General features: G+C 63.5%; 1 protein-coding gene and 1 pseudogene. One reads left to right on the top strand and one right to left on the bottom strand.

Translation table 11 applies throughout. From position 1 onward, the window contains the following. A pseudogene (locus Q0J74_RS11010) lies at positions 1–1,097 on the bottom strand (pyruvate:ferredoxin (flavodoxin) oxidoreductase); the annotation flags it as partial. A 567-nt stretch (positions 1,098–1,664) separates the two neighbouring features. Here Q0J74_RS11010 and Q0J74_RS11005 point away from each other — a divergent pair. Further along, positions 1,665–2,749, top strand: a 1,085-nt coding sequence (locus Q0J74_RS11005; RefSeq protein WP_297214563.1) for a YifB family Mg chelatase-like AAA ATPase, incomplete at its 3' end; no start/stop codon positions are given.

Genomic DNA, 2,749 nt, shown 5'->3' with positions numbered 1-2,749 from the left:
GAGCCCAGACCGTAGCGGCCGCCGATGATGGTGGCCTGACGGCCGGCGTTGGCAAAGGCGGTAACCACGTCCAGGTACAGGGGGTCGCCCTGAGCGCCGGGCTCCTTGGTGCGGTCCAGCACGGCGATCTTGGTGGCAGTGGCGGGAATGGCCTCCAGCAGCTTGTCGGCGCGGAAGGGCCGGTACAGGCGGACCTTCACCAGACCCACCTTCTCGCCGTGGGCGTTGAGGTAGTCGATGACCTCCTCCGCCACGTCGCAGATGGAACCCATGGCCACGATGACCCGGTCGGCGTCGGGCGCGCCGTAGTAGTTGAACAGCTGATAGTTGGTACCCAGCTTGGCGTTGACCTTGCCCATGTACTCTTCCACGATGCCAGGCACCGCGTCATAGTACTTGTTGGCGGCCTCACGGTGCTGGAAGAAGATGTCGCCGTTCTCGTGGGAGCCGCGCATCACGGGCCGCTCGGGGTTCAGGGAGCGCTTGCGGAAGGCCTCCACAGCGTCCATATCCACCATATCGGCCAGATCGTCGTTGTCCCAGATGGCGATCTTCTGAATCTCATGGGAGGTGCGGAAGCCGTCGAAGAAGTTCAGGAAGGGAACGCGGCCCTTGATGGCGGCCAGGTGGGCCACCGCGCCCAGGTCCATGACCTCCTGGGGGTTGGATTCGCACAGCATGGCGAAGCCGGTCTGACGGCAGGCCATCACGTCGGAGTGGTCGCCGAAAATGTTCAGCGCGTGGGTGGCCACGGTACGGGCGGACACGTGGAACACGGTGGGCATCAGCTCACCGGCCAGCTTGTACATGTTGGGGATCATGAGCAGCAGGCCCTGAGAGGCGGTGTAGGTGGTGGTCAGGGCGCCGGCGGCCAGGGAGCCGTGAACAGTACCGGCGGCACCGGCCTCAGACTGCATCTCCACCACGTTGACGGTGGTGCCGAAAATGTTCTTCCGGCCCTGCGCGGCCCACTGGTCCACATTGTCGGCCATGGGGCTGGACGGAGTGATGGGATAGATGCCGGCGACCTCGGTGAAGGCGTAGGATACATGGGCCGCCGCGGTGTTGCCGTCCATGGATTTCAGCTTTCTCGCCATTGAACGATTCCTCCTTATTCATTGTTCCAGGGCAATGGGAATCTGTCCCCGTTTCCCCTCGTACCGGGCCTGATTCCCCTTACCCTGGCAGTTCCCATATGTTGACAGGGACTTACCTCTAAAACGTCTTCATTTTATCACCAACCCCTCCGTTTGTAAATCAATTCTTACTTTAAAACAAAAATTTTCTGTTATGCTCCAAAAATAGGGCAAAATTTGTGAGTTTTGCTATCAAAACGCGGAAAATGCCGGGATACGCTCCGGTCAAAAACAGAAACTCCCCGTATTGAAACCGTCAGTTTAAACAGTTCTGCTAATGGCATGATAAGTCAGGGTGAACGAATGGTAACATTGTCCCCCGGCGGAAGGCTTTCCACCGGGGCGGGGATGTGGTATAATATCAACAGTTGCCGCACATGTGCGGCAGGATACCGTGTATCCTGGCGTTTTGCTCACAAAACGCCTGCTGTTGATGTTACACCATAGCCAAAATCGGCAGAGCCGATTTTGGCTATGGTATAATCAACCATCAGAAGCCCGCGTGGCGGAGGAAGAGGCGGTGATTTTGTGCTGTGTGAGGTACGCTCCCTGGGGCTGTCCGGGGTGTCCGGCTATGAGGTGCGGGCCGAGTGCGATTTGTCCGGCGGCCTGCCCGCCTTTGAGATCGTGGGTTTGCCTGACGCAGCGGTGAAGGAGGCCCGGGACCGGGTGCGCGCCGCCATCAAAAACTGCGGTTTTTCCTTCCCGGTGTCCCGCATCACGGTGAACCTGGCCCCCGCCGACCGGAAAAAAGGGGGGACCATGTATGACCTGCCCATTCTGGTGGGCGTGCTGGCGGCGGGGGGACAGCTGAAGCTGGACGGGCGGGACAGCGCTTTTGTGGGAGAGCTGTCCCTGTCCGGCAGGCTGCGGCCGGTCCCCGGCATGCTGCCCATGGCCCTGGCCGCCCGGCGGGCAGGGATTACCACCCTGTACGTTCCCGCCCCCTCCGCCGCCGAGGCCACCCTGGCCGGCGGGCTGACGGTGTATCCGGTGGAGGACGTGGGCCAGCTGGCCGCCCACCTGCGGGGGGAAGCCCCCCTTGTCCCCGCCCGGACCTGGACCCCCGGGCCGGAGGTGGAGCCATGCCCCGACTTTGCCGACGTAAAAGGGCAGGAGAACGCCAAGCGGGCCCTGGAGATCGCCGCCGCCGGCGGCCACAACATCGCCATGGTGGGTCCCCCCGGCTCGGGCAAGTCCATGCTGGCCAAGCGCCTGCCCTCCATCCTCCCCGACCTGAGCCGGAAGGAGGCCATGGAGGCCACCGCCGTCCACTCGGTGCTGGGCCTCACCGACGCGGAGCATCCTCTGCTGCTCCGGCGGCCCTTCCGCTCGCCCCACCACTCCATCTCCGCCACCGGCATGGCGGGGGGCGGCTCCCCCATCCCACGGCCGGGGGAGATCTCCTTGGCCCACAACGGGGTGCTTTTCCTGGACGAGCTGCCCGAGTTCCACCGGGATGTGCTGGAGACCCTGCGCCAGCCTCTGGAGGAGGGCCGGGTGGTGATCAGCCGCTCGGCGGGCAGCGAGGTCTTTCCCGCCCGGTTCATGCTGGTGTGCGCCATGAACCCCTGCAAGTGCGGCTGGTACGGCTACGGCAGCCGGTGCCGCTG

The sequence above is a fragment of the uncultured Flavonifractor sp. genome, assembly GCF_944387675.1.
In the GTDB taxonomy this organism is placed as follows: Bacteria; Bacillota; Clostridia; order Oscillospirales; family Oscillospiraceae; genus Flavonifractor.
Note: the sequence above shows the minus strand (reverse complement) of the source record. Positions and strands in the feature narration are given on the sequence as shown.